We start from the raw sequence: 25,002 nt of genomic DNA on the forward strand, positions 1-25,002 counted from the left end.
ACTCGCGTGAACGCCGCAACGCCCCCGATCGACGTGCTGCTCGTGGTGCTGCCGGACACGCTGCTGCTCGACCTGGCCGGACCCGCCGAGGCCTTTCGGCTGGCGAACCAGCAGCTCCAGCGGCGTGGCCGGCCGCCCGCGTTCCGCTTGCGCTTTGCCGGCGCCGAACCGAGCGCACGCTCGTCGGTCGGGCTGACATTGGCCGGACTGGAACCCCTGCCCGCATCGCTGGCAGTGCCGACCTGGGTCGTGCTGCTCGGGCGGCCAGGCGACGCGACGCAGGTCGTGCGCCGGCAGACCGCCTGGCTCGCTGCGCGCCAGTGGCTGGCGCGCGTGGTGGCGCCGGCCCTGGCTGCGGCCGATACGCCACACCGCCTGCTCACCGTGTGCGTCGGCGTATTGCTGGCGGCCGACGCTGGCCTGCTCGCCGGGCGCGTGGTCACCACCCACCACGAGATGCTCGACGATCTGCGCACCCTGGCTCCCGCGGCGCACGTGCAGGGCAATCGCGTCTTCGTCGAGGACGGGCCGCTGGCCAGCAGCGCCGGCATCACGGCCGGCATCGACCTGGCACTGCACCTGATCGCCGCCACGCTCGGCGAGGCACTGGCTTCGGCCGTGGCGCAGGTGATGGTGGTCTACCACCGCCGCAGCGCCGACGACCCCGAGCGCTCGCCGCTGCTGGCCGGCCGCAGCCACCTGCACCCCGCGGTGCATGCGGTGCAAAACGCGGTGCTCGAGGCGCCGGGCGAGGACTGGACGCTCGAGCGCATGGCCGCGCTGGCCCACGTGACGCCGCGCCACCTGGCGCGGCTGTTTCGCGAACACGCCGGCCTGACACCGCGCGAGCACGTCGAGCAGGTTCGGCTCGCGCTCGCGCAGGATGCCAAGCAGGCCGGCCTGCACACCAAGCAGGCGCTGGCGCTGGCCGGCTTCAGCTCGGATCGTCAATGGCGCCGCGCGCGCCATCGCGCGGCCGTCAGCTGAGCAAGCCGCGCGCGCCGAGGTCGCGCGCCAGCGCCGCGTCGCCGGTGAACTGGACCGCTTGCCACCCCAGCGCCTGGGCCGCCTCGACGTTCGGCGCGTGGTCGTCGATGAACAGCAGGTCCGCCGCCGCCACGCCGAACTGACGCTGCGCGTGGTCGAAGATCGCCGGGTCGGGCTTGTTGAGCCGGGCCCGCGACGAAAACACGCCGCCGTCGAACCAGCCGAGAAAGCTGTGCGTGCGCTCCAGGTGCTCGGCATACGGCAGCGGCATGTTGGACAGGAAGAACAGCCGCCGGCCCGCGGCCCGCAGGCGCTCGAGCACGGCCACCGTGCCCGGCAGCGGTGTCAGGGCTTGGGGCACGGCATCGACCACCGCCTGCACCTCGCTGCGGGCCAGGCCGGTCCGCGCGGCGATGCGGGCCACGAGCGTCGGCACGTCGACCGTGCCGCGATCGAAGTCGCCCCAGTCGCCGCCGTAGGCCTGAAAGATCTGCTCGACCCAATGCGCGGCGGTATCGGCGCACTGTGCACGATGCGGCAGCACCCGCGCCAGCAGCGCCTCGGGCTGCCAGTCGAACAGCACGCGGCCGAAGTCGAAGACGACGGCGGTCGTGTCGGCGGCGTGGCTCATGACGTCAGGCGAGCGAGCAGCCCGGCGGTGGAGGCATCCAGCCCCGCGGTGTCGCGCGACGCGAACCGGGGCAGCAACTGGTTGCACAGCGCCTTGCCGAGCTCGACCCCCCACTGGTCGAAGCTGTTGATGCCCCAGATCGCGCCGCTCGTGAACACCCTGTGCTCGTACAGCGCGATCAGCGCGCCGAGCGAGCGCGGGTTCAGCGCATCGAGCAGCAAGGTCGTGCTCGGCCGGTTGCCTGGGAAGCTGCGGTGGCGCGCGAGCACCGCCGGGTCCAGCGTCTTCGATGCCGTCGGCGCGGACTCGCCCGCCGCCTCATCAGCCGTCTTGCCGAGCATCAGGGCCTGGCTTTGGGCCAGGCAGTTGGCCAGCAGCTTGGTGTGCAGGTCGCCGTGCCCATGGCTCGGCGTCTTGACCGCGATGAACTCGACCGGGACCACGTCGGTGCCCTGGTGCAGCATCTGGAAGTAGGCGTGCTGGCCGTTGGTGCCCGGCTCGCCCCAGACGACCGGGCTGGTGCCGTAGGGCAGCGGCCGGCCGTCGACATCGACGCCCTTGCCGTTGGACTCCATCTCCAGCTGCTGCAGGTAGGCCGGCAGCCGTGCCAGGCCCTGGTGGTAGGGCGCGACCGAGCGGCTGGTGAAGCCGTGGAAGTTGCGGTACCAGACATCGAGCAGGCCGAGCTGCACCGGCAGGTTCTGCGCCAATGGGGCCGTCGCGAAATGCTCGTCCATCGCCCGAGCGCCGGCCAGGAAGGCGCGGAAGGCGTCGGCGCCGATCGCGATCGCCAGCGGCAGGCCGATCGAGCTCCACAGCGAGTAGCGACCGCCGACCCAGTCCCAGAATCCGAAGGTGTCGCTGATGCCGAACTTCGCGGCCGCGTCGAGGTTGGTCGTCACGCCGACGAAATGGCGCGATGTGTCCTGGCCGCCATGGGCGACGAACCATTCGCGCGCGACCGCGGCGTTGGCCATCGTCTCCTGCGTCGTGAAGGTCTTGGAGGCAATGATGAACAGCGTGCGCTCGGGCTTCAGCCCGTGCAGCACCGGCGTGATGTCGTGGCCATCGACGTTCGAGACGAAATGCAGGCGCAGCGCCGGGTGGCAGAACGGCTGCAGCGCGAGCGCGGCCATGCGCGGGCCCAGGTCCGAGCCACCGATGCCGATGTTGACGATGTCGGTGTAGACCGTGCCTGCCTGCGCGCGAACGCGCTCGGCGAAAGCCAGCATCCGGTCCAGCACCTCGTGCACTTCGCCGCTGTGCGGCCCGGCGCCACGCGGCGCGCGCAGGGCCGTGTGCAGCACCGCGCGGCCTTCGGTCGTGTTGATCGGGCCGCCGGCCAGCATCGCATCGCGCCGCGCCTCGAGGCCGCACGCTTCGGCCAGCTCGGTCAGCAGCCGGCGCGTGACCTCGTCCCAGCGGTTCTTCGACAGGTCGGCGAAGACCTCCGGCGCCTGCAGCGAGAAGCGATGAAAACGCGCCGGGTCGTTGGCGAAGCTTTCGCGCAGGTCGAGCTCGCGGCCATGGGCCTCGTAATGGCCGCTCAGCGCGGTCCAGGGCACGGTCTCATCGCAGCGGGGGCCGGCGGCGCCCGGCCGCCCGAAGCCGCCGGGCGCCCCCTCGGGGGGCAGCGAACGGAGAGAGCTTGGGGGCTCCATGATTCACGCCTCCATGATCAGCTTGTCGAGCTTCGCGGCATCGGCGGCGAACAGCCGGATGCCTTCGGCCAGCTTCTCGGTGGCCATGGCATCCTCGTTCAACGCGAAGCGGAAGCTGGCCTCGTTGTAGCTGACGGCGTGCAGGCTCATCGCGCGGGCATCCGCGGCGTCGAGCGCCGGCGCGAGCGGCGCCTCGCCGGCCTGCAGCTGCGCGAGCAGATCGGGGCTGATCGTCAGCAGGTCGCAGCCCGCCAGCGCGACGATCTGGCCGATGTTGCGGAAACTCGCGCCCATCACCTCGGTCTCGACGCCGAAGTGCTTGTAGTGGTTGAAGATCTGTGCGACCGACCTGACGCCCGGGTCGTTGGCGCCGGCCATGGCGGCCTCGTTCCAGGCCGCGCCGGCCTGCTTCTTGTACCAGTCGTAGATGCGGCCGACGAAGGGGCTGATCAGCGTCACGCCCGCCTCGCCGCACGCCACCGCCTGGCAGAAGCTGAACAGCAGCGTCAGGTTGCAATGGATGCCTTCGTGCTCGAGGGCCTTGGCCGCCTGGATGCCCTCCCAGGTCGACGCGACCTTGATCAGCACGCGCTCGCGCGCCACCCCGGCGGCTTCGTACAGCGCGATCAGGTGGTGGGCGCGGGCGATCGTCGCGGCCGTGTCGAACGACAGTCGCGCGTCGACCTCGGTCGAGACCCGCCCGGGCACGATCTCGAGGATCTCGCGACCGAAACGCACCAGCACTTCGTCGACCAGGTCGGGCAGCGGCGACCCGCGGTGCGCGGCGACGGTTTCCTGCAGCAGCGGCGCGTAGTCGGGCTGCTGCACCGCCTTCAGGATCAGCGAAGGGTTGGTCGTCGCGTCGCGCGGCGCGTACTGCGCAAGCTGTTTGAAGTTACCGGTGTCGGCGACGACGGTGGTGTAGGCCTTGAGTTGGTCGAGTTGGTTCATGGTGCTGTGGTGGGGCCGCGCGAAAGACAAGAGGCGGCGCACGGGCGTCATTAGAAACCCTGAGCGCCCGGGCGGGTTTCTTCCTGGTTACGGTTGCCGATGAACCGGCCGCCGATTGACCGGTCGAAGAAACTCATGCATTATCCGCCGTGTAACTTTGTTTCACATCGGGACCATGTCATTCGACCTCGTTTTCTTCGGCGGCACCGGCGACCTGACCTGGCGCAAGCTGATGCCGGCCCTGTTCCAGGCCTTTCGCCACGGCAAGCTGCCGGCTGGCGGCCGCATCCTGGCGGTGGCGCGCGACGAGCGCAGCGACGATGACTACCGCGGCTTCATCCGCGAGCGTTTCGCCGAAGTGGAGCAGTCGAAGCGCCCGAGCGACGACGAATTCAATCGGTTCGCCGCGCTGCTGCACTACCGGCGCATGGACCTGTCGCAGCCGGCCGACTACGCCGGCCTGAAGGCCTGGCTCGACGAGCGTGGCGCCGACACGGCCGTGCTGTACCTGGCGACCAGCCCGCATCTGTTCCCGGTGATCTGCGAGCAGCTCGGCGCGGCCGGCCTGAATGGGCCGAAGGTGCGCGTGGTGCTGGAAAAGCCGCTCGGCCACGACCTCGCCAGTGCGCAGGAGATCAATCGCGTCGTGCGCTCGGTGTTCAGCGAGCGGCAGGCGTTCCGCATCGACCACTACCTCGGCAAGCCGGCGGTGCAGAACCTGATGGCGCTGCGCTTCGCGAATGCGCTGTTCGAGCCGCTGTGGCGCCGCGAGAGCATTGCGAACATCCAGATCACACTGGCCGAATCGATCGGCGTCGGCACCCGGGGCGACTTCTACGACCGCACCGGCGCCCTGCGCGACATGATCCAGAACCATGCGCTGCAGCTGCTGACGATGGTCGCGATGGAGCCGCCGTCAACCAACGACGCCGACGCGATCCGCGACGAGAAGCTCAAGGTGCTGAAGTCGCTGAAGCCCTTCACGCCGGCCAGCGTGGCCCGCGACGTGCTTCGCGGCCAGTACAAGGCCGGCACCGTCGACGGCAAGGCCGTGCCCGGCTACCTCGACGAGGTCAAGGTGCCCGCCGGCAGCACCTGCGAGACCTTCGTCGCGCTGCGTACCGAGGTGCAGAACTGGCGCTGGGCCGGCGTGCCGTTCTACCTGCGCACCGGCAAGCGGCTGGGGGCGCGCGACGCGCAGATCGTCGTCAACTTCCGCGAAGTGCCGCACCCGATCTTCCCGGGCTCGACGCGCGCGAACAAGCTGGTGATCAAGCTGCAGCCGGAAGACGGCCTGGAGCTGCACCTGCTCGCGGCCAAGGGCTCGGGCCAGGGCGAGGCGCTGAGCCCGGTCTTCCTGGATCTCGATTTCGACAAGGCCTTCCCGGCCGAACGCGTGGGCGCCTACGAGCGCCTGCTGCTCGACGCCATCGCCGGCCGGCTGAACCTGTTCGTGCGCAGCGACGAGCAGGAGCAGGCCTGGCGCTGGGTCGAGCCCATCCTCGACAGCTGGGCCGGCGATGCGAGCGATCTGAAGACCTACACCGCCGGCAGCTGGGGCCCGCCCGCCGCCAGCGCCCTCGTGGCGCGCGACGGCTTCGCCTGGGCCGAGGAACAGTAGATGACGGCCCCTCGCCCCATGAGTACCCGGATCGATCCCCCGAGGGGATCGGGCCGTGCTTGGCCGGGGCCCGGCGCTGCGGCCCGAAAGCGCTGCCGTGCTTGACCGCATCCGCGCATCGATCCCGGCGCTGCCGCCCGCCGAGCAGCGCGTCGCCAAGCTGGTTCTGAACGACCCGCGCAGCTTCGCGTCGATGCCGGTCGGCGAGCTGGCCGAGCGCTCGCACGTCAGCAAGCCCACCGTCGTGCGCTTCTGCCGCAGCGTCGGCTACGACGGGCTGGCCGATTTCAAGCGCAAGCTGGCGGGCACGGTGAACGAGGGCGTGCCCTTCGTGCACCGCTCGGTCGACGAAGACGACAAGCCCGCCGACATCATCGTCAAGGTGATCGACAACGCGGTCAGCGCGCTGCTGAAGTACCGCAACGATGCGGCGAGCCACGCCTTCGAGCGGGCGATGGCGGCGCTGGTCGAGACCGCGCGGCAGAACGGCCGCGTCGAGTTCTATGGCGTCGGCAACTCGGGCATCGTCGCGCAGGACGCGCAGCACAAGTTCTTCCGCCTCGGCGTGAACGCGATCGCGATGAGCGACGGCCACGTGCAGGTGATGAGCGCGACGATGCTCAAGCCGGTCGACTGCGCAGTGGTGATCAGCAACTCCGGCCGAAGCCAGGATCTGCTCGGCGTGGCCGAGATCGCCCAGAAGAAGGGCGCGACGCTGATCGTGATCACGGCCAGCGGCTCGCCGCTGGCGCAGCTGGCGCAAGGTGCCGGCCAGATCCTGCTCGCCGCCGACCACCCGGAAGACTACGACCGCTACAGCCCGATGGTCTCGCGCATGCTGCACCTGATGATCATCGACATCCTGACCACCGGCGTCGCGCTGCGCCTGGGCCAGGCGCTGCGGCCGGTGCTGCAGGAGATCAAGCGCAACCTGCGGACGCGGCGCTACGCGCCCCAGGCGGCAGACTGATCAGGCGATGCCGAGCAGCTCGGCCACGCCGTAGAGCCTGGCCAGATCCACCAGCCGCGACGGTGCGTTGCGCACCTCGAAACCGCGCTGGCGTTCCTCGGCCAGGCGGCGGCACTGCAGCAGCACCGCCAGCGAGGCCGAATCGATGTGGGTCAGCGCGGACGCGTCGACCGTGATCGTCGGGTCGCCGGACTCCGCAATGGCCGGGCCGAGTGCGGCCATCGCCGATCGCGCGTCGCGCAACGTCAGTGCAGCGGGCAGCGTGAGCACGGCTTCCGCACCCATGCTCAGCTCTTGGCCGGCGCCGCGGCAGCCTTGTTCTTCTCGGCCAGCTTGGCGATCAGACCGTCGATGCCGACCGTGCCGATCTCCTGGGCGAAGCTGCTCTTGTACTGCTCGACCAGCCAGACGCCCAGCACGTTGACGTCGTAGATTTTCCAGCCGGCGTCGGCCTTTTCCAGGCGGTAGTCGAGCTGGATCGGCTCGCCCTTGCCCTTGATCTCGGTGCGCACGACCACCTCGGTGTCGGTCGGCGCCGCGCGGTAGGGCTTCAAGGCGACCACCTGATCGCGCACCTGGGTCAGCGCACCCGCGTAGGTCCGCACCAGCAGGATCTTGAACTCGGCCTGCAGCTTCTGCTGCTGCTCGGGCGAGGCGCTGCGCCAGTTGCGGCCGACCGCCGATGCCGTCATGCGCTGGAAGTTGACGTGCGGCATCACCTTGTTGTCGACCAACGTGATGATCTTCGAGACGTCTCCGGCCTGAATCGCCTTGTCCGCCTTGAGGGTGTCGATGACCTCGGTCGACACCTGCTTGATCAGCGCGTCGGGGGGAGTGACGTCAGCGTGGGCGGCCGTGAGCGGGCCGGCAAGCGACACCGCGGCCAGCGCAGCCAGAGCCATGCGACGGGTCGGGGTAATCATGAACATGCGGATTCCTTCCTTTTTCCTACGGGCCGGCTTCGCGCCGGTGGCCGTCAGTCAACGCGCCGGTGGGGGTGCAGGTTCACCGGCGTCCGGTGACAAATTGCAGCGCCCCACGAAAAGCACGCGCTCACTTAGCCGGTGAATCTTGCTTTTGGTCTTCTTCTTCGTCTTCCGGCGCCTCGGGCGGGTTGCCGTCGTAGACCTGATTCTGGCGCCGGGCCAGATAGGCATCACGCAAGAAGCTGTATTTGTCCAGCGCGATGTCGTCGAGCACCCGGCTCGCGCCCAGCAGCCCGGCGCGGGTGCTGACGGCCTGAAGCACCGTGACGCCGACCACCGTGGCCGTGGTGTCGTTGATCAACGATGCGGGCGTCGCCTGCAGGTCGAGCACCAGGCCGCCCGTGTCGCGCACCGTCGACGGCCCCAGCACCGGCAGCATCACGTATGGCCCCGGCGGCACGCCCCAGCGCCCGAGCGTCTGCCCGAAATCTTCCGACTGCCGCTCCAGGCCGATCTCGGTGCCGATGTCCAGCAGGCCGCCGAAGCCGAGCACGCTGTTGATCGAGACGCGCATGCCCATCTGCAGCGTGCTCTCGATCTTGCCCTGCAGCAGGTGGTTCACCATCGACCAGGCATCCGCGACATTGCCGATCACGTTGGAAATCAGCGTGCGCACGTACTCGGGCAGGACGTCCGTGTAGGCTTGCGCCAGCGGCTTGAGGACCGCCTTGTCGACCGACTCATTGAACGAGAAGACCGAGCGGTTCCAGGATTCGAACGGGTCCTTCTCCGACCGCACCGCAGCCATCGGGCTGCTCGCCGAGGCCGCTGCGGCTTCGGGATGACCCGGGCCCTCTGCGGCAAGGGCCGGCGCAGACGCAGTGAGGGCGAGCACGACAGCCGCCGCACCAGCAGCCCGCCGCAGGCCGGCGAACCTCACTTCTTGTCTCCGCCGGCGGCGCCCGCCTCCGCCGCCTTGCTGAACAGGAACTGGCCGATCAGGTTTTCCAGCACCACGGCCGACTGGGTCTGCTTGATCATGTCGCCGGCGGTGAAGTTCTTGTCGTCGGCCCCGGGCTCGATGCCGATGTACTGGTCGCCCAGCAGGCCCGAGGTCAGGATCTTGGCCGACGAATCCTTCGGGAACTCCACGTTGCGCGAGATCTCGAGCGTGACCACGCCCTGGTAGGTCTTGCGGTCGAGCGCAATCTTGGTGACGCGACCGACCACGACGCCGGCCGAACGCACCGGCGCCCTGGCCTTCAGGCCGCCGATGTTGTCGAAGCGCGCCTGGAGCGTGTACGTTTCACCGTTGCTGAAGGTCGTCAGGTTGGCCGCCTTCAGGGCGACGAACAACAGCCCGGCCAGGCCCAGCAGGACGAACAGCCCCACCAGGATCTCGATGCTCTTCTTTGCCATCGTCAAATTACCTTAATGCGTTGAGAACATCAGCGCCGTGAGAATGAAATCCATGCCCAGCACCGCAAGCGACGAAACCACCACGGTGCGCGTGGTGGCGTAGGCCACGCCTTCGGGCGTCGCCTCGGTCTCGTAGCCCTGGTAGAGCGCCACCGCGGTGCAGATCACGCCGAACACGGCGCTCTTGACCACACCGTTGCCGACGTCGCGCCAGACATCGACGCCATCTTGCTGGATCGACCAGAAGTTTCCCGGGTCGATGCCGATCAGGCCGACCGCGACCAACCAGGCGCCGAGGATGCCGATCGCCGAGAACAGGATCGCCAGAAGCGGCATCGAGATCACACCGGCCAGGAAGCGCGGCGCCAGGACCCGCTGGCGCGGGTCGATCGCCATCAGCTCCAGCGCGGCGATCTGCTCGCCTGCCTTCATCAGCCCGATCTCGGCGGTCAGCGACGTGCCGGCGCGGCCAGCGAACAGCAGCGCGGTGACGACCGGGCCCAGCTCGCGCACCAGGGACAGGTTGACCACCAGCCCCAGCGATTCGGCCGCGCCGTACTTGACCAGCGCGTAATACATCTGCAGCGCGAGCACGAAGCCCACCGCCATGCCCGATGCCAGGATGATCACCAGCGAGCGGTTGCCGATCGCGTGGATCTGCGCGACCACCAGGCCGAAGCGGCGCAACGATGCCGGCAGCGCGCCCAGCAGGTCCTTGAAGAACAGCGACGCACGGCCCCAGCTGCGCACGCCCCGCAACGCCCAGGCACCCAATGTCGCGAGCCAGTTCATGCGAGCGCCCTCAAGCCGAAGTCCTCGGCCATGGTGGGCGCGGGATAGTGGAATTTGACCGGGCCGTCCGGCTCGCCGCGCACGAACTGGCGCACCTCCGGATCGGTGCTGGCCATCAACTCGGCCGGTGTGCCCTGGGCGACGATGCGGCCGCCCGCCGCCATCAGCACGACCCAGTCGCTGATCGCCATGCACTCGGGCACGTCGTGCGAGATCACCAGCGAGGTGGCGCCGGTCACGTCGTTGAGCGTGCGGATCAGCTTGGCCGCCACGCCCATCGAGATCAGGTCCAGGCCGGCAAAGGGCTCGTCGTACATGATCAGCTCGGGGTCGAGCACGATCGCGCGGGCCAGCGCGATGCGGCGCGCCATGCCACCCGAGACTTCGCTGATCCTCAGCTTGGCCGCCCCGCGCAGGCCGACGGCGTTCAGCTTCATCAGCACGATGTCGTGGATCAGCGCCTCCGGCAGGTCGGTCATCTCGCGCAGCGGAAAGGCCACGTTGTCATAGACCGTCAGGTCAGTGAACAGCGCGCCGAACTGGAACAGCATGCCCAGGCGGCGCCGCAAGCGGTACAGCTGGGCGCGGTCCTGCACGTCGATGACTTCGCCATCGAACAGCACCCGCCCGCTGTTGGCCCGATGGACGCCCCCGATCAGGCGCAGCAGGGTGGTCTTGCCACACCCCGAGCCGCCGAGAACGGCCGTGACCTTGCCGCGCGCGAAGCGCAGGTTCACATCATTCAGGATCGTCCGGCTGGCGTCATATCCAAACGTGACGTGGTCAATCTCAACGAAGGTGTCGCTCATCTCGGGCAGGGATTTCCCTGGCATTCTCGCATGGGGTCCTCCGCAGCCCGGGCGCGCGGGGGCTCTTTGCCCAGCGTCACTCCGACTCACGTCGCGGCAACACGACGAAGGGCGGGTCAGCCCGCCGCGCCGAAGCTCAGGCGGATCTCCTTGGTCGAGGCGACGTCCTGGCCACCGCGCCGCGCGGGGATGTGGGGCGTGGCGCGCAGGATCTCGGCCAGGCGTTCGACGAAGGCAACATCGCCGGGATCGGACTCCAGCACCTCGACCGCGCTCACGGCGCCACTCACGTCGATGTGCAGGCGCAGGCGGATCGGCGCCGAGGGAGCACGAAAGGCCCCCAGCGGGCCCAAGTCCGGCGCGGTGACCGGCAGCGCTGGTCGGTCAGGCGCCAAGGCGGGAGCTGATGACGGCTCCTCCGCCGCGGGCGGTGGCTGCGGCACCTGGCGCAGCCCGCTGGCATCGGCGGGTGCGCGCTGCGCAGGCGGCGCCATACCGCGGCCGACGTGGTCGGACAACAGCATGACCAACAGCGGCGCCGGTGCCCGGTCGACCTCCCTGGCCATCGGCTCACGGCTTGGCCGCCACGGCGCAGCCAGCAGCAGGCCGTGCAAGGCCAGCGTAGCCAGCAGCGCTACGCCACGCACGCGGCGAGCCAAGCGATCCATCTCAATCCACCGTCGAGATCTCGCGCCAGCTCAAGAACTTGAACTTCGAGATGCCGTTGTCCACCGTCGTGTTCGTGACACCGGAAGTGGTGCCGCCGCGCGTAAGCGACGTAGTCGTGCCTTCGCTGTCCTTGGTGAACATCACATCGGTTGTCGTGTCCGTGTCGGCCACATACTCGACAGTCGCATTCGATGCACCGACCAGCGCACTCTTGGCGGTCGCGAAACGCACCGCGAAGGTCCGGCTCGAGCCGGCCGGCTCGCAGGCGTCGCCGTTGGGCAGCGTGGCCGAGAACGCCACCATACCGAGCGCTACATCCCCCTCCACGACCACGCGCTCGGCGATCGAGGTCTTGCTGCCGCTGCCGCTGCCGAAGTCGTAGTACCAACCCATTGGCGAAGCGCTGTCATCCAGCTCCGACAAAAACGAGGTCACACCGGTCAGATCGGAGCGCGACAGCGCGAACTTGTAGCCCGTCGGCAGCGTCTTGTCGGTGTAGAAGCCGCCGGCGTCGCCGGTGCCGTCGACGATGGCGAAGAAGGCCTGCAGACTGGTGCTGTTGGTGTCGCTGTCCGACAGCAGCTGGCCAGTGCCCACCATCACATAGCGCTTCTTGGTCGTCGGGTCGACGCCGAGCAGCGGCGGGGTGGTCACCGGCAGCGAATCGCCAGCCGCGTTGGTCAGCTTGGCGATCTTGGTTGGTGACGGATAGCTGCCGTCGCCGGTCAGGTCCCAGCGCCAGAGGTTGCCCTGCAGGTCGGCACCGTAGACAGCGTCGGCGGTGTAGTCACCGTAGTCGTTGACGAAAGCGCGGATGTGACCCAGGTTGATCGGCGACGAGGTGCTGCCCTCGGGGGTCGCGATCGCTTCGAGCAGTGCGCCAGTGCTCGGGTTGACGATGAAGATGTAGCCCTTGCCGTCACCGTTGTTGTAGCCGGACGGGAAGATCGTCACCCAGCCGTATTTGGCGGTCTTCACCACGTGCGCATCGCCGTAGGTGTAGCCCATGCGCGAGTCGGTGAACTCCCACATCACCTTGCCGGCGACCGCCGACTCGCTGGTCCAGCTCGACGGGTCGGTCACATCGATCGCGTAGTAGCCTTTGCCACCCTTGCCCAGGCCGCCGATCAGCAGCGTGTGCCAGTCGCTGGAGCCGCTCGACGTGCCGCCGGCCGAGCCCAGGTTCACGTCGAACTGCCGGGGCGTCGCGTCGACGAAGAAGTGGTGCGTGTAGCTCGGGTCGCCGAGCGAGGCCAGGCCATAGGTGGCGTAGTAGCGCTCGGACGAGCTCGACGACTCGCCGTAGGTGAAGCTGGGGATGTAGGCGAAACGTTCGGTGCCCTTGGTCGAGCTGGTCAACGAGCCGTCGAAGGCGTGCATCATGCCGTCGTTGGCACCGACGTAGACGATGGTGTCGCGGCTGCCGTAGCTGCCCTTGAACGAGCTGTAGCCGGGGTTGTAGCTGTCGTAGTAGGGGAAGCTCGGTGCGCCGACGACCTCGGGCTTGGAGTTGACGATGTCGCCGAGCAGTGCCGCACGGTTTCTGTAGGGGCCTTTGGTAGCCTCCTTCGACGTGTCGCCACGCAGGTAGGCGACGAAGTCGGCAGCCGATTGGCTTGCCGTGTCGACGCCCGGGACGTTCGAGAACGAGGCGTAGTAGGTGCGCGAGTGCAGGCTCGCAGCGCTGAGCACGCTGGCGCGGAAGGCGAGTGCAGCGCCATCCGACGTGCAACAAGTGACGATCTTGCGGTCGTCCGGGTCGGTGGCATCGAGAATGGTCTGAGCGTTCCACTTCTCGGTCATCGTCGTGCTCCCATCGGTCTTGGTCACCATGGTCGACGCGACAAGCTTGCCAGTCCAGTCCTTCGGGCTGTAGCTGGTGGTGTAGTTGGCAGTGCCGGACGACGCTGTCTTGCGCGTCTGCGTGGCAAACGCTGTGGATGTCGTTGCAGCTGCCTCCTTGGCGATCTTCGCGAACGCCGAGGTCAGGCCCGACTTCATTTTGTCGGCCTGGTTCGCGGCGAAGTAGTTGTCGGGCCGCTTGTCGCTGCCGACGGTGTCGGTCGTGGTGTACCAGGTGCTGTCATCCAGCGTGCTGCTGCTGTTACTGGCCGAGTACGGCTCGAACCCGGTGGGCACCTCGAACCCTCCGTACTTGGCGGCAAGCCAATACATGTTCTTCGACGCGTAGGTCTGGTATTCCCACACATCGAGCCAGTACGTGTTGACGAGTTGCTTGTCGGTCAGGTCGGAGCGCATGTCCACCGTGTGGGCGTCATAGGCCAGGCCCGCGATGAAGTAGGAGTTCGTCTTGCCGTTGGGGTGGGTCGTCGCAAGGCTCGACTTCCCTTCCAACGTGCCAACCATCGCGGTCGCGGTCTTCACCCCCACCGAGGTAATGGTGGATGGTGTCGTGGCGGTCTCGTAGCTGCTCTTGATCGTGCTGTCTTCGAGGTTCGCATCCGGCCCGGTGTTGGTGTCGCCGATGCCCAGCACGAAGTTCTTCTGACAGGTGTAGACGATGGGGTCGTCCCAATCGGTGATCACCGGGAAGCCATCCGCCCGCTTGGCGCTGGTCATCGCCGAGGTATAGGCACTCGTGTTGCCGACGTTCTTGTAGTAGCGCAGCACCGCGTTGTAGAGCTCGCTGACCGGGTCGTAGGTCTTGTAATCGTTGTAGATCGAGCCGAACTTGTTGAGGTAGTTGATCACCCCGCTGTTGGCAACGTCAGAACTCGACAGGCCGAAATTCGCGACGGTATTCGCCGCGTCGGTTGCGTCAGGGTTGGACACCAGCGTGCCGTCTGTCGAGCTCCATTCCGAGGCCGAGTTGCTCACCGCGTTGGAGCCCGGCACTGGCTGGCTCGGGCCGATGTATTTCATCCGCGCCCTCATGACGCCACCGTCGATCTTGGCGTTGGCCGTGTCGTAGTCGGCGATATTCAGGTAGCCGAAGGCCGAGAAGCGCAGCTTCGACGAATAGCTCTGCAGCAGGCCCTCGGGCTTGTAGTAGCTGCCGTACTGCGTGCAGTTCGACTCCGTGCTCACGCTGGGGTCGCAGACTTTCACGCGGATGTACACGAGGTAGACCTTGGCAGCATTGGCACTGCCGGCCAGGCTGCTCTGCCCCGTGTAGTACGACACCCCGCTGTTGTTCGACGGCGTTTGCGGGTAGTAGGGCGAACTCGGCGAGCCGATGTTGACGCAGGTCGTTTGCGTGTAGCAGGTGCTCGTGCCGTTGCTGCCGCCATACACGGTATTGGTGCCGGTGATCAACATTCCCGCACCCTGGTGCCAGACCTTGGTCGTGGCCGAGGTCCAGCTGAATGGGGTGGCACCGCTGATCGTGGACGAGCCGGTGGTGGTCTTGTCCGGCGTGTTCTTGGTCTGGATCGCCCCGCTGTTGAAGTTGTAGGTCTTCTCCAGGATAGTTTCGTTCGCGGTGTCACTCACCCGGTACCCACCGGTCATGACAGCGCGGAAGGTATCCAGCGCCCCCATCGACGCCCAGTTCAGGTAGTTGCCGCTCCACAGCGCGAGCGAGCTTGTCGACGTGCAGGCGTGGCCGCTGGCTGCCGACTGTGGATAGAAATAGCTGCTGGACGGCGTGCCTGCGTTGTACGAATACGCGTAGCACTTTTCGGGGTCGAAGTACCCGATGTAGGCGCTGCTCGAGGTGTAGGCGGTGGTGCTAGGGTATGCCGGACTCAGTGCCGTAGGGAACTCGACCGACAAGGCCAATGCGAGATTGCCCGGCACCGAGATCGTCGAGAACAGCGGCTGGTCGGCAAGCGTGACAGCACCCGCCAGCCCTGCTGCAGCTGCGCAGGCCAGCGACACCGCAGCCTGCCGCAGTGGGGGGAAAAGCAGCTTGATCATGATTCGGGTCTCACAGCGCCATGGCGGATTGGAAGAAGGCCTGGGTGCCACGCGGGCCGTCGACGCGCACCGAGATGCGGTAGATGACGAGCTGCGACGAGCGGAACGAGCTGTCGGCCTTGTAGGAGCCGCTGTCTTGCCCGTTGAACTGGATCTGCACGTTGGTGCGGCTGCAGCTCGCCGGGTCGACCTTGCCGGTGGCCGTGCACTGGCGGTCGATCAGATAGCGCACCTTGATGCCCGTGTCGGCGTTGTCGCCCGATTCGTCGGTCGCATCGACGATGTTGATCACGTAGTTCGCCGCAGTGAAGCTGGTGTCGCTGCCGAGCAGGATGGTCGGCAGGCCGGTCGATGCATCGCTGGTAAGCGCCACTGCCGAGTAGTTCGCCGTCGCGAGGCTGCTTTCGCGCGCACTGGCCGAGGACAAGCTGCCAGTCTTCAGCGAGTTGATCGCCATCGCCATCGCGCGCTCGGCCTGGTTCTTCATGTCACGCCGAAAGCCGAGCTGGCCGGCAAGCGCCGACGAGGCGTCGGACGAGCGCAGCAGCGCCACGGCACCGAGCAGCAGGACGACCAGCGCCACCAGCGTGACGATCATCACGACGCCGCGCTGGCGCCCCGCCCGGCGGCGAAGACGAAGGTCGGATCGAAAGTGGTGCACCATGACCTGCTCAGCCCTTGATGGCCATGTTGTTGCGCAGCACCAGCGTCGCCTCCATCACGCGGTAGCGGTACTTGAGCGCATCGCCGCTGAGTGCGCGCTCGTAGCGCAGCCCGTCGCCGAGATCCCGAAACAAGTACAGCATCGACGGTGTAGACGTCTCTTCGGCCGTCTTCTCGGGCAGCGTCGTGCGCAGGATCAGGCCGACGCGGACGGCCTTGATGCGCAGGATCAGCGTCCTCGCCGTGGGGGTGCCTGCCATCAGCTTGCTGGCCGCATAGTCGCTGCCGCTGCCCGCCGATACCCACTCGTCGATCGTCCCATTGCCATCGTTGTCGACGCCATACAAGGCGTGCATCTCGAACACTCCCTCGGCGCGCGCCTGCAGTGCCACGTCGGCACCACCGCTCTGCAGCAGGTCGTAGCTGTACAGCGTGTTGTGGTCACCCACGCCGATGAGTTGGAACTGCGGCGGATCCGTCGTCGGCGAGCCGATGGGCAGCACCAGCCCCTCCTTCTTGAAGCTGGATGCGATGCTCGTGTCATCCACTGTGGCGGCGTAGAAACTGCCATCGACATCGAGCGTGAGGCTGGTTGCAGCGCTGGACGCCACCTGGGTCAGCAGGCATCGATTGCCGACGCTGGGGTCGAAGAGCAACAACAGTTCGTCAGCACTGACGCCGACCGTGTTGTCCAGCCTCAGCGTCGTGTCGGTCGGATCCGCGCTCAGCGACAGCGCGGCGCCACCATGGTGGGCGCTGCCGCCCATCACCAGCAGCGCGTCAGAGGGCTGGCCACTCTCGCCCGGCGTGGTCGCGTCGGGCACGATCATGGCCGGCAGGAGCGGGAAGTTGCCGTCCCCGTCCAGGTCCACCGAGGCGAACGGCGCCGCCAGGGCCGAGGTGCGCGGCAAGGTCTGGCCACTCTCCGCGGAAGCGCGCAGCAGGCAGCCGTAAGCACTGTTGCCGGCCCCCGCCGTGCTGGAAAAGCCGCTGCCGGCGCTGCGCACCCACTGATCGAGCTCGTACAGCGCCAGGTTGCCGGCTTGCTCCAGGTCGTTCAACCCGGTCGTGACCCGCTTCTTGCCTTCCCAGGCAGCGAGCACGCCGAACACGGCCACGGTCAGCACCATGCCGATGACCAACGCGACCATCAGCTCGATCAAGGTCAAGCCACGCTGACGGCGCGCGAGGAAGAGGTCGGGGCGAACGTTCATGAGCCCTCGTTCTCGGTGTCGGGCGGAAAGGCGAACTCGGTGATGTATGTGCTGGTCTGGCCGCCGCGCACCACCGAGGTCCAGGTGATCTTGATCAGGACCGTGCCGACGTCGTCATCGAGGGGAATGATGTCGCCCGTGCCGTCGGGCAAGCCCAGGACGGTGGGGTCCTCCACGCGGGCCTTCCAGGCAACCTGGTCCGCTTCGCTGGGCGTGGTGCTGCGCGCCGTCCACATCGCGGCGACGAGTTCGTTGGCCATCAGCGCCGCACGGCCACGCTCGGAGGCTTCGACCGAGTTGCGCGTCACCAGGGCCTGGAAGCCCGCGAGACCCAGGATGCCGAACGAGAACACCAGCAGCGCGACCAGCACCTCGATCAGTGTGAAGCCCCGGCGGGAACGGCGGCCCGGGCGACGAGGAAGACGCGATTGGCTCGTCATGATGCGGCCGACGGACAGCCGTCGGGATGGTCGTCGGAGAAGGTCTTCTGCGCATCGCACAGGCGCACTTGGCCGCCGCGGCTGATCAGCACCTTGAGTGAGCGGCCGCCGTCGCGGCTGAAGACGAACTCGTTCGCGGTGGAGCTTGTCGGCGCCTCGCATTCAGCGTCGAGCCCGGTGGCCTGCGAGGACAGCGTCGTCAGCTGGCCGAAGGCGTTGAAACAGGTTAGCGCGCTGCCCTGCACCGTCACCCCGCCCGCGGCCGCTTCGCCGCCGCCACGCACGAACAGACTGTCCTCGGCGCCATCGTCAACGCTGCGCTCGATCAGACGCACGATCCAGCGCTGTCCGCCCGCGGCGGGTGTGGCCGCCAGCGTCGGCGAGCTGTCGGTCAACACCAGCACCGCGGTGCGGCTGCGGCGCATGGCTTCCCCCTGGGCCAGGCGGGCCGCGTTCTGGAATGACTCGGCCGCGGTGCGCACGCGCGCATCGGCCACCCAGCTCTGCATCGCGGGCACGGCCGCCAGCAGGAGCAACGCGGCCACGCCCAGCGTGACCATCAGCTCGATCAGCGAGAAGCCGCGCAGGGCGCGGGACGAGGTCAGCATGTGCCGCCTGGCCGGGTGATCCAGCAAGTCGCCGGGACGCTGCCCCAGGTCGATGGCAGGCCGGTTGTCGCCATGGAGGCGTCCTGGTCGATCGTGTACACGAAGTCAGCCACCGAACCGGTACCGGTAGCGGTAATCGTGTACTTCGTCGACTTGTAGTCGCACGAGAAGCCGAAATCGCGGACGGGGGCGATTGTCGACGCACAGGGGCTGGAATCGCCGTCGTACTTGCGGTTGTCCTGGTAGTACTGCTCCATCTTCGCGCGCAGCGCCGACAGCGTATTCGTCGCATCGACCAACTTGCCGCGCCGCAGGTAGTCCAGGTAACTGGGTAATGCCACGGCCGCGAGAATGCCGATGATCGAAACGACGATCATCAGCTCGATCAGCGTGAAACCGGCATCGGTTCGGCGGGCCGGCAGTTCAGGATATTTCTTCAACATTCACCTCGATCAGATGGCTCGGCTTGGCACCGCGCCCCGGCAAAGCGGAGCCTTGCGCGGCCCCACGGCGCGACGAGGCTCGGCCCAGTCTAGGAACCGCCCCCTGGACGACTGTTCAGCATTCGCACGCAACATGTCGGGCCCCGAGTCAGCGGGCCGGTACAGTGGCGCGACCAGCAGCGCCCTCGGCGGCGGCCCGGCCTGCAAGGACTCTTTGTGCCGACGATGGACGAGCTTGAATTCCGCTTCGCCGACTGGGTGCTTAACGCCGCCCGGCGTGAGCTCTGGCGCGGCGGCGAACGTCAGCCGCTCGAACCCAAGCCCTTCGATCTGCTGCTGTACCTGGTCCGCCATCGGGACCGGGTCGTGACCCATGCGGAGCTGATGGCCGCCCTGTGGCCCGGCGAATCGGTCGCGCCCGGCTCGCTCACCCGGGCGGTGATGCTGGCCCGCCGTGCGCTGGGTGGCGACCATCGGGGCGGCCCGATTCGCACGGTGCCGCGCATCGGCCTGCGTTTCGCGGCCGAGACCATAGGCACGGGGCAGGCCGCCGACGAGCCGATCGCACTGGCCCTGCTGCCGTTCGCCAACCAGACCGGCGACAGCCAGCTCGACTGGGTCGAGTTGGGCCTGATGTCGCTGGTGGCGCGAGCGCTCGGCAATGATCCCCGCCTGGCGATCGCGGCCACGCCCAGCGTGCTCGCCGCACTCCAGACCGTGCCCCCGACCGCTTCGGTGCGCGAGCGGGCCGACGCCGTGCGGCGCCTGCTGGGTGTGCGCCTGGTGGTGGCGATCAGCATCACCGGGCAGTCCGAGCGCTTCGAGCTGCGCATCCGCTGGCTCGGCAAGCCTGCCGGCTTGCCGCTGCCGGCTGCACAGCTGACCCGCGTCGGCAGCCCCCTTCCGGCGGCGGCCGCGGGCGTGGCACGCAGCATCGCCGAGGCGGTGCTGCCTGCCGAGTCGCCCGCGCTGCCCGGCGACGAACCCGCCGACGCGCTGGCTGACGAGGCGATGGCCCGTGCGTTGCAAGCAGCCGCCGAGCAGCGTTGGACCTCGGTCGTCAACCTTCTGCGGGTCGTGCTCGACCTCACGCCGGGCAGCGAGGCCGCGCAGCTCGAGTTGTTGCGCGCCCAGGCCGCGCTGGGAGACGCAACTGCCAATGCGCTGGGCCAGGCCCTGCTGGAACGCGCACGAACGCGTGCGGACGACCGCCTGGCCGCGCATGTCGAGCAGGCCTTGGGTCGCAATTGGCTGAACCTCGGCGACAACGCACGTGCCCGGACGCATCTTGAGCGTGCCTTGGCGCTGGCCGGTGGACGCGAGCCAGCGGACTGGACCATCCAGACGCTGCTGTGGCAGTCGGCCGCCGCGATCCGGCAAGGCGCCTGGGCCGATGCCCAGCCGCCGCTGGACGAAGCCGGGCGCTGGTGCGAACGCAGCGGCAACCAGATCCATGCGTTGGCGCGCCTGACGCACCTGGCGGTGCTCGCCGCCAACCGCGGCCAGGTGCGGCAGTCGATGGCCATGTCGCGCGAGGTCATGCGGCGCAGCCGCGAATTGCGCCTGCACCGCTATTTCGTCGATGCGGCCGGCAATGTGGCCGAGGATTGCGCCGCCCTGGGCCTGCTGCACGAGGCGGCCGAAAGCGCCGAAGAGGCCGTCACCACCGCCGTCTCGGTGGCCGATGGCTATCACCTTGGCGGCCTGTGCGCCGCCCTGTGCCTGGCCTACCGGCACCTGCGCGCGGCCGCCGCGTCGGCTCGGGTGCTGGCCAAGGTGGAGGCGGCCAAACTGGGCGCGCCGGCAGACGACGATGTCGATCTGCAATGCGCGCGCGCTCACCATGCCGCCGCGAGCGGCCTGTATGCCAACGCGGCCGACCTGCTCGGCACGGCAGTGCACCGGCGGCGCGAGCAGGGTGAGCGGCAACACGAACAGGAGACCCTGCCCTGGTGGCTGCTGTACGCGGTGCGTGCCGGGCGGCTCGACGAAGTCGAGCGGGAACTCGCCGGCCTGTTGCCCGGTGAGGGCGAGATGGCCTTCGCCACCGCACTGGCCTACGTGCGAGCGTCGCTGGCCCATGCCCGCGGTCAGCACGGCGTGGCCCGTCGGCTGCTGGCCGATCTGGTGGAGCGAGACATCGGCCCGTGGTCGGCCCTGGCCCGGATGGATGCAGCCTGGCTGGCCATCGAAGCCGGCGACCTGGCCGAAGCGCGCAGCTGGCTCGACGGCCTTGGCGCCTGGCAGCACGAACACCCGGTCGCCCAGGCCGTCAACGCGCGCTGGCATCTGGCGGCCGGTGATGCGGCGACCGCGCTGGTGTTCCAGCGCCGCTACGATGCCGTGGCCTCCGGCGGCGCGGCGCAGCCGATGTCCGATCTGGGCCGCTTGTACGAACGAGCGGCGAGCGGGCAGCCCGCCCAGGTGCCGACGGCACCATGGCTGGCGACCCTGTGGTGACGCCGCGTCCGGCATGCCGTGCTCAATCATGGCTCGACGGCGCCAGCACGGACACGTGGCAGTCCTGGTTCAGAAGCGCGCGCGCCAGCGCACCCTCGGCCAGTTGCAGCATCGCCGCAGCCCCGCAGCGGGTGCCTTGCGCGCGCGCGCACACGGCCGTGGTCGCGGTCAGTCTCAGCAGACGACCATCGAAGCTCAACACCTGGCCCGCGATGCGACGGCGCAGCGCATCCGCCGACGTCTGGGCGGCCGACAGGCTGGTGCTCGCCAACACCACCGCGAAGCGCGGGCCCTCGAGACGGGCCGTATGATCGGTGCCACGGCGCAGGCTGCCGAGCAGCGTCACGCCGACGTGCTGCACGCATTCCTCGGCACGCTGCGGGCCGTGTCGGTCGACCAGCCGCTCGAAGCCATCCAGCTCCAGCATCACCAGGGCCAGCGCCGACAGCGGCGCCTCGAGGCAAAGCGCCTGCAGGCGCTGCTCGAGCTCCGCGCGGTCGCCGATCTGCCGCCCGTCGGCACCGGGGGCCAGCACCGGTGACGCCTTCATCGCGACGCCCACCGGGTGCCGCCAGCCGAATGGCGCGCCTGGCGGGGCGCCCGCCCGTAGCGCTGGCGGAAGGCGCGGCTGAAATGCGAAGGGTCGTTGAATCCCCATTGCAGCGCCAGATCGATGATCCGTCCTTGCCAGTCGGGCTGCGCCAGAGTCTCCCGGCAGCGCTCGAGGCGGCGGTCGCGGATCCACTGGGCCACGCGCAACCCCTCGCGCTCGAACAGCAAGTGCAGGCTGCGCACGGACATGCCGTGCGCGGCGGCCAGTGCCTTGGGCGTCAGGTCGGCGTTGCCGAGGTGCGCGTCGGCGTAGTCGAGAACGCGAGCCAACAATCGGGAGCGCGTCGGCTCGGCGGCATGCTGGCGTTGGCCGTCGAGCCAGCGGCTCACCAGCGCCTGCACCATGTTGATGGCGGTCGCGCCGTCGGCGTCGCCGATGGCCGGCAACTGCCGGCCCAGGCCGTCGAAGAAGCCTGCCAGCATCGGCCCGATCGGGCTGTCGTGCCGGATGCGCAGGCAAGGCGCCTCACCCGCGGGGCCGGCCAGGTGGGCCCAGCGCTCGGGCGGCAGCGCCATCGCCAGCAGATGGAGGCTGTCAGGCACGTGCAGGCTGACCGCACGGTCACCGGGCCAGATCGCGAGGTCGCCAGCCGAAAGCCTGGAACGCGGTGCGCCATCGGCCGCGATGGCCTCGCCGCCCACCACGTACATCAGCCACAGCTGGCCGGCTTCCCCTGGCGAGCGGCGAGCCGAGCAGCGGCCCACCTGGATCGAGCTGACCGGCACGCCGTCCAGCGGGCGCGCCACTTGGGCCACGGCGATCGGCTGGCCACCGCGCGCGCGCATTCGCCACCCTGCGAGACTGCCGGTCGCCGGCCCGCAGGCATGCGACAGGGCACTGCCTTCGAGGGGCAGCGGGGCGATGGGCCGGGCGCGGGGGGCGAGGTCGGACACGAAGATCGAACAGGTAACGGTACGGCGCCCCCGGTTCGGGACGAGCAGATCGTTAGGCTAGGGGGGGCCGCATGACGAGTCATGACCGATTTCTGATGGAGCCGTGACGGCCGACCTCGCGCCGGCATGGCTTCGGTATTAATGTGCAGGCAGGCCGGGGAAGGGCCGTTTCAGCGACGATGCAAGATCACGAGTACAGGTTCGAAAACTGGGTGCTGCACCCCGGCCGGCGCGAGCTCAGCCGCGGCGGCGCGCCGGTCCCGCTGGAGCGCCGGGTGTTCGATCTGCTGGCCTGCCTGGTCCAGCACCACGACCGGGTCGTTTCCAAGGAAGAGCTGCTCGACGCCGTCTGGCCCGGCGAGGCCGTCTCGGTCGGCGTGATCGCGCGCGCGGTGATGAAGGCGCGCCAAGCGCTCGGCGACGACGATCGCGTGGGCCGCCTGATCCGCACCGCGCCGCGCATCGGCTACCGTTTCGTCGCGCCCGTGTCAGTGCACGCGCCGGCCGAGGGCCCGTCGGCCGCCCGCGGCTCGGCCGGCCCTTCGGTGGCCTTGCTGCCGTTTGAAAACCGCACCGGTCGGGCCGAGTTCGACTGGGTCGAGCTGGGCCTGCTGACGCTGACCGTCAAGGCGCTGAGTGGCGACCCCCGCCTGTCGGTGGCTTCGGTGGCCTCGGTGCTGCTGGCGCTCGGCCACACGCCCGTCACGGCCGATGGCAACGAGCGTGCCGCGGCGCTGCGGGCGGCGCTCGGCGTGCAGCGGGTCGTCCAGGTGAGCGTGCGCGCCGAGACCGGCGGCTTCGCGCTCGACCTGCTGATCCTGGGCGAAGGCTCCTGGGCGCGCCATCGGGTGTTGGGCAGCGACCTGCCCGCGCTCGGCCGCTCGGCCGCCGATCTGCTCGAGCAGGTGCTGCTCGACGACCGGGCCCGGGCGCTGCCGGCGGCGTACCCGGTGGCCGACCCCTTCGCGGCCCGCGCGCTGATGCGCGGGCTGCAGGCCGCCGCCGAGCAACGCTGGCAGGAGGCGGTCAACCTGTTCCGCGTGGTGCTCGATGCCGAGCCGCATGCCCGCGAGATCGAGCTCGAATACCTGAAGGCGCTGGCGCCGCTCGGCGACGACCGCGCGCTGGACCTGGGCGAGCGCATGCTGGCCGAGGCGAACGCGGCGGACGATACGGGCCGCGCGGCCGACATCCACCAGGCCATCGGGCGCACCTACCTCAACAAGGGGCTGCACGAACCCGCCAAGGCGCAGCTGGATGCATCGATCCGCCTGGCGCCGCCCGACCAGGGCGCCGAGTCGCGCGCCCTCACCTTGCTGCTGCGCTCGACCATCGCGGTCGAGCAGCGCGATTTCGGCCTGGCGCACGACCTGCTGCTGCGGGCGCAGCAACTGTGCGAGCCGCAGGGCAGCCTTGCCCATCGCCTGTGGTGCCGGATCAGCCTGGCGATCGTGCGGGCCCGCCTCGGCGAGCTGGAAGCCGGCTACCGCGACATGGGGCTGGCCGTTCAGCTGTGCAGCAGCCACCGTCTGCGCCGCGACCACGCGGCGACCTCCGAGAACCAGGCCCGCCTCGCGCTGCAGCTGGGCCTCGTCGACGAAGCCGAGGCCTGCGCTCGGCTCGCACTGCGCCTGGCCGACGAGGTGGGCGACCCCTACACGCTGAGCTTCGCTGCCGAAGACTTGTGCCTGCTGTTTCGCCTGACCGAACGGCCGAGCGAAGGCCGCGCGGTGCTCGCTGTGCTGGCGGGGCAGGACGGCAGCAAACAACCTGGCGTGGTCGCCAACACCGCGCTGGCAAGTGGCCATCAGGCCTGGGCGGAAGGCCGGCTCGCCGATGCGATACGCGACATGGGCACCGCCGTGGCACTGTACGAGCAGACCTGCGAATGGATCAGCGCGCACGACGCCGCGCCCTGGCTGATCTGGGCCTGCATCGAGGGCGGCGACCACGCTGCCGCGCAGCGCTGGCTGGCGCGGGTCGAGTCGTACCCTGGCTGCGCCGCGGATCGGGTTCTCAGCGCGGCGTTGGTGTGGCTGCGGGCGCTGCTGTCCGAGGCCACCGAGCCCGGCGGCGCAAGGCTCGCGCTGCCGCTCGTCCAGCGCGCCGCAGATCAGGTGCCGCCCGGACTGTGGAGCGGCCTCATCGGGCTGGACCTCGTGCGCCGCCTGCGCGATGCCGGCGAGCGCGAGATGGCCGCCCACCGCCTGTACGCGCTGTCGACCTGGGTCGCCGCCCTGCCGGCCGGGCGGCGACTCGCGGCGGAACTAGGTCGCACACTGGCCTGATACCGGCCCGGCCTGCGCGCATCGTCAAGTGCGCTGCACCGACGTGCGAGACGCTGGGCGGTGCA

General features: G+C 68.9%; 23 protein-coding genes. 5 read left to right on the forward strand and 18 right to left on the reverse strand.

Features of this window, described 5'->3' with window-relative positions; all coding sequences use genetic code 11:
• The first annotated feature begins 6 nt into the window (after positions 1–6).
• Positions 7–987 carry a GlxA family transcriptional regulator gene (locus tag VJ693_RS04100; protein ID WP_324152190.1) on the forward strand — a complete coding sequence of 327 codons (981 nt, stop codon included), beginning with the start codon at positions 7–9 and terminating at the stop codon, positions 985–987.
• Here VJ693_RS04100 and VJ693_RS04105 read toward each other — a convergent pair.
• The 3 genes from VJ693_RS04105 to tal are packed head-to-tail and all read right to left on the reverse strand — an operon-like array spanning position 980 to position 4,230.
• Positions 980–1,618: an HAD family phosphatase gene (locus VJ693_RS04105; RefSeq protein WP_324152191.1), complete on the reverse strand. Its 639-nt coding sequence runs from the start codon at positions 1,616–1,618 to the stop codon at positions 980–982. The two genes, VJ693_RS04100 and VJ693_RS04105, sit on opposite strands and share 8 nt — an antisense overlap.
• Positions 1,615–3,279, reverse strand: coding sequence for a glucose-6-phosphate isomerase (gene pgi / locus VJ693_RS04110; RefSeq protein WP_414652223.1), 1,665 nt, complete (start codon positions 3,277–3,279; stop codon positions 1,615–1,617). The genes VJ693_RS04105 and pgi overlap by 4 nt, the downstream gene beginning before the upstream one ends.
• Positions 3,280–3,282: 3 nt before the next feature.
• Positions 3,283–4,230, reverse strand: coding sequence for a transaldolase (gene tal, locus VJ693_RS04115; protein ID WP_324152193.1), 948 nt, complete (start codon positions 4,228–4,230; stop codon positions 3,283–3,285).
• 175 nt (positions 4,231–4,405) lie between these two features.
• On the opposite strand from tal, the gene zwf reads away from it, so the two are divergent.
• The gene (zwf, locus tag VJ693_RS04120; RefSeq protein ID WP_324152194.1) at positions 4,406–5,851 is read left to right on the forward strand and encodes a glucose-6-phosphate dehydrogenase; all 1,446 of its coding nucleotides are present in this window, start codon (positions 4,406–4,408) and stop codon (positions 5,849–5,851) included.
• A gap of 97 nt (positions 5,852–5,948) precedes the next feature.
• Positions 5,949–6,821, forward strand: a complete 873-nt coding sequence (locus VJ693_RS04125; RefSeq protein WP_324152195.1) for a MurR/RpiR family transcriptional regulator — start codon at positions 5,949–5,951, stop codon at positions 6,819–6,821.
• Here the strand turns inward: VJ693_RS04125 and VJ693_RS04130 are convergent, their stop codons facing one another.
• From VJ693_RS04130 to VJ693_RS04190, 13 genes are all read right to left on the reverse strand, one after another.
• Positions 6,822–7,106 (reverse strand): STAS domain-containing protein, encoded by a 285-nt coding sequence (locus VJ693_RS04130; RefSeq protein ID WP_324152196.1) that lies wholly within the window; start codon positions 7,104–7,106, stop codon positions 6,822–6,824.
• A 2-nt stretch (positions 7,107–7,108) separates the two neighbouring features.
• Positions 7,109–7,750, reverse strand: a complete 642-nt coding sequence (locus VJ693_RS04135) for an ABC transporter substrate-binding protein (protein WP_324152197.1) — start codon at positions 7,748–7,750, stop codon at positions 7,109–7,111.
• A 124-nt stretch (positions 7,751–7,874) separates the two neighbouring features.
• The gene (locus tag VJ693_RS04140) at positions 7,875–8,555 is read right to left on the reverse strand and encodes a VacJ family lipoprotein (RefSeq protein WP_324152198.1); all 681 of its coding nucleotides are present in this window, start codon (positions 8,553–8,555) and stop codon (positions 7,875–7,877) included.
• A gap of 128 nt (positions 8,556–8,683) precedes the next feature.
• Positions 8,684–9,166, reverse strand: coding sequence for an outer membrane lipid asymmetry maintenance protein MlaD (gene mlaD, locus VJ693_RS04145; protein ID WP_324152199.1), 483 nt, complete (start codon positions 9,164–9,166; stop codon positions 8,684–8,686).
• Positions 9,167–9,178: 12 nt separating this feature from the next.
• A complete protein-coding gene (gene mlaE, locus VJ693_RS04150) occupies positions 9,179–9,958 on the reverse strand; it encodes a lipid asymmetry maintenance ABC transporter permease subunit MlaE (RefSeq protein WP_324152200.1) in 780 nt (259 codons plus the stop codon).
• Positions 9,955–10,776: an ABC transporter ATP-binding protein gene (locus tag VJ693_RS04155; RefSeq protein WP_324152218.1), complete on the reverse strand. Its 822-nt coding sequence runs from the start codon at positions 10,774–10,776 to the stop codon at positions 9,955–9,957. The genes mlaE and VJ693_RS04155 overlap by 4 nt, the downstream gene beginning before the upstream one ends.
• A gap of 107 nt (positions 10,777–10,883) precedes the next feature.
• Positions 10,884–11,435, reverse strand: coding sequence for a hypothetical protein (locus tag VJ693_RS04160; RefSeq protein ID WP_324152201.1), 552 nt, complete (start codon positions 11,433–11,435; stop codon positions 10,884–10,886).
• Position 11,436: 1 nt separating this feature from the next.
• On the reverse strand, positions 11,437–15,315 hold the full coding sequence (locus VJ693_RS04165) for a pilus assembly protein (RefSeq protein WP_324152202.1): 3,879 nt from the start codon (positions 15,313–15,315) through the stop codon (positions 11,437–11,439).
• Between the two features lie 10 nt (positions 15,316–15,325).
• On the reverse strand, positions 15,326–15,913 hold the full coding sequence (locus VJ693_RS04170) for a hypothetical protein (RefSeq protein ID WP_324152203.1): 588 nt from the start codon (positions 15,911–15,913) through the stop codon (positions 15,326–15,328).
• 73 nt (positions 15,914–15,986) lie between these two features.
• Complete coding sequence (locus tag VJ693_RS04175; RefSeq protein WP_324152204.1) at positions 15,987–17,192, reverse strand: PilW family protein; 1,206 nt, start codon at positions 17,190–17,192, stop codon at positions 15,987–15,989.
• The gene (pilV, locus tag VJ693_RS04180) at positions 17,189–17,632 is read right to left on the reverse strand and encodes a type IV pilus modification protein PilV (protein WP_324152205.1); all 444 of its coding nucleotides are present in this window, start codon (positions 17,630–17,632) and stop codon (positions 17,189–17,191) included. Before pilV ends, VJ693_RS04175 begins: the two co-directional genes overlap by 4 nt.
• Positions 17,629–18,240: a pilus assembly FimT family protein gene (locus tag VJ693_RS04185; protein WP_324152206.1), complete on the reverse strand. Its 612-nt coding sequence runs from the start codon at positions 18,238–18,240 to the stop codon at positions 17,629–17,631. The genes pilV and VJ693_RS04185 overlap by 4 nt, the downstream gene beginning before the upstream one ends.
• Positions 18,234–18,683 (reverse strand): type IV pilin protein, encoded by a 450-nt coding sequence (locus VJ693_RS04190; protein ID WP_324152207.1) that lies wholly within the window; start codon positions 18,681–18,683, stop codon positions 18,234–18,236. Before VJ693_RS04190 ends, VJ693_RS04185 begins: the two co-directional genes overlap by 7 nt.
• 225 nt (positions 18,684–18,908) lie before the next feature.
• Here VJ693_RS04190 and VJ693_RS04195 point away from each other — a divergent pair, with 225 nt between their 5' ends.
• Positions 18,909–21,143, forward strand: coding sequence for a winged helix-turn-helix domain-containing protein (locus tag VJ693_RS04195; protein WP_324152208.1), 2,235 nt, complete (start codon positions 18,909–18,911; stop codon positions 21,141–21,143).
• 22 nt (positions 21,144–21,165) lie between these two features.
• On the opposite strand, the gene VJ693_RS04200 is transcribed toward VJ693_RS04195, so the two are convergent.
• Entirely contained in the window at positions 21,166–21,693 is a 528-nt protein-coding gene (locus VJ693_RS04200; protein ID WP_324152209.1) for a GGDEF domain-containing protein, read from the reverse strand.
• Positions 21,690–22,541 (reverse strand): helix-turn-helix domain-containing protein, encoded by an 852-nt coding sequence (locus tag VJ693_RS04205; protein WP_414652224.1) that lies wholly within the window; start codon positions 22,539–22,541, stop codon positions 21,690–21,692. The genes VJ693_RS04200 and VJ693_RS04205 overlap by 4 nt, the downstream gene beginning before the upstream one ends.
• Positions 22,542–22,828: 287 nt before the next feature.
• Here VJ693_RS04205 and VJ693_RS04210 point away from each other — a divergent pair, with 287 nt between their 5' ends.
• A complete protein-coding gene (locus VJ693_RS04210; protein WP_324152211.1) occupies positions 22,829–24,937 on the forward strand; it encodes a winged helix-turn-helix domain-containing protein in 2,109 nt (702 codons plus the stop codon).
• The last annotated feature ends 65 nt before the right edge of the window (positions 24,938–25,002 follow it).

This window comes from Ideonella sp. (assembly GCF_035254525.1).
In the GTDB taxonomy this organism is placed as follows: domain Bacteria; phylum Pseudomonadota; class Gammaproteobacteria; order Burkholderiales; family Burkholderiaceae_C; genus Ideonella.

Excerpts from the sequence above, each read along its gene's own strand:
- VJ693_RS04105 (WP_324152191.1), bottom strand. The coding sequence starts at position 1,618 with ATGAGCCACGCCGCCGACACGACCGCCGTCGTCTTCGACTTCGGCCGC.
- pgi (WP_414652223.1), bottom strand. The coding sequence starts at position 3,279 with ATGGAGCCCCCAAGCTCTCTCCGTTCGCTGCCCCCCGAGGGGGCGCCC.
- tal (WP_324152193.1), bottom strand. The coding sequence starts at position 4,230 with ATGAACCAACTCGACCAACTCAAGGCCTACACCACCGTCGTCGCCGAC.
- zwf (WP_324152194.1), top strand. The coding sequence starts at position 4,406 with ATGTCATTCGACCTCGTTTTCTTCGGCGGCACCGGCGACCTGACCTGG.
- VJ693_RS04130 (WP_324152196.1), bottom strand. The coding sequence starts at position 7,106 with ATGGGTGCGGAAGCCGTGCTCACGCTGCCCGCTGCACTGACGTTGCGC.
- VJ693_RS04135 (WP_324152197.1), bottom strand. The coding sequence starts at position 7,750 with ATGTTCATGATTACCCCGACCCGTCGCATGGCTCTGGCTGCGCTGGCC.
- VJ693_RS04140 (WP_324152198.1), bottom strand. The coding sequence starts at position 8,555 with ATGGCTGCGGTGCGGTCGGAGAAGGACCCGTTCGAATCCTGGAACCGC.
- mlaD (WP_324152199.1), bottom strand. The coding sequence starts at position 9,166 with ATGGCAAAGAAGAGCATCGAGATCCTGGTGGGGCTGTTCGTCCTGCTG.
- mlaE (WP_324152200.1), bottom strand. The coding sequence starts at position 9,958 with ATGAACTGGCTCGCGACATTGGGTGCCTGGGCGTTGCGGGGCGTGCGC.
- VJ693_RS04160 (WP_324152201.1), bottom strand. The coding sequence starts at position 11,435 with ATGGATCGCTTGGCTCGCCGCGTGCGTGGCGTAGCGCTGCTGGCTACG.
- VJ693_RS04165 (WP_324152202.1), bottom strand. The coding sequence starts at position 15,315 with ATGATCAAGCTGCTTTTCCCCCCACTGCGGCAGGCTGCGGTGTCGCTG.
- VJ693_RS04170 (WP_324152203.1), bottom strand. The coding sequence starts at position 15,913 with ATGATCGTCACGCTGGTGGCGCTGGTCGTCCTGCTGCTCGGTGCCGTG.
- VJ693_RS04175 (WP_324152204.1), bottom strand. The coding sequence starts at position 17,192 with ATGAACGTTCGCCCCGACCTCTTCCTCGCGCGCCGTCAGCGTGGCTTG.
- pilV (WP_324152205.1), bottom strand. The coding sequence starts at position 17,632 with ATGACGAGCCAATCGCGTCTTCCTCGTCGCCCGGGCCGCCGTTCCCGC.
- VJ693_RS04185 (WP_324152206.1), bottom strand. The coding sequence starts at position 18,240 with ATGCTGACCTCGTCCCGCGCCCTGCGCGGCTTCTCGCTGATCGAGCTG.
- VJ693_RS04190 (WP_324152207.1), bottom strand. The coding sequence starts at position 18,683 with ATGTTGAAGAAATATCCTGAACTGCCGGCCCGCCGAACCGATGCCGGT.
- VJ693_RS04195 (WP_324152208.1), top strand. The coding sequence starts at position 18,909 with ATGGACGAGCTTGAATTCCGCTTCGCCGACTGGGTGCTTAACGCCGCC.
- VJ693_RS04200 (WP_324152209.1), bottom strand. The coding sequence starts at position 21,693 with ATGAAGGCGTCACCGGTGCTGGCCCCCGGTGCCGACGGGCGGCAGATC.
- VJ693_RS04205 (WP_414652224.1), bottom strand. The coding sequence starts at position 22,541 with ATGCGCGCGCGCGGTGGCCAGCCGATCGCCGTGGCCCAAGTGGCGCGC.
- VJ693_RS04210 (WP_324152211.1), top strand. The coding sequence starts at position 22,829 with ATGCAAGATCACGAGTACAGGTTCGAAAACTGGGTGCTGCACCCCGGC.